This is a genomic window from Paenalicyclobacillus cellulosilyticus (assembly GCF_014647315.1).
Taxonomy (GTDB): domain Bacteria; phylum Bacillota; class Bacilli; order Alicyclobacillales; family Alicyclobacillaceae; genus Alicyclobacillus_J; species Alicyclobacillus_J cellulosilyticus.
In genome coordinates this window covers 334-600 of sequence record NZ_BMOY01000138.1, presented here as the reverse complement: position 1 = coordinate 600, position 267 = coordinate 334, and the positions used below count along the sequence as shown (strand labels likewise).

Below are 267 nucleotides of genomic sequence, written 5' to 3'. Positions count from 1 at the left end.
CTGTTAGAAATTATGCTGTTTTAAATTTGGAATATAATCTCTTCTGTACGCAGCTGGCCCATGATCTTGTCCATCAGCATGATCCAATAATCCGCTGCCGACAAGTCGAGACGGCTCTAGCTTTAGCAGAACTTCTGCTCATTTTAAATCGTGATTATTTGGATGTTCCACGTGAAATCTTACGATTGCAACAAGAGCAGGCTTTGTATCAAGCGTTTCTTAAGCAATATGGCTATCAATTTAAAGCTCTTTCTCTAACGCCTAGCA

General features: G+C 40.1%; 1 protein-coding gene. It reads left to right on the top strand.

Annotated features, from left to right (window positions below):
- On the top strand, window positions 1–267 hold a 267-nt coding region (locus IEX97_RS13790), incomplete at both ends, for a hypothetical protein (RefSeq protein ID WP_229776941.1).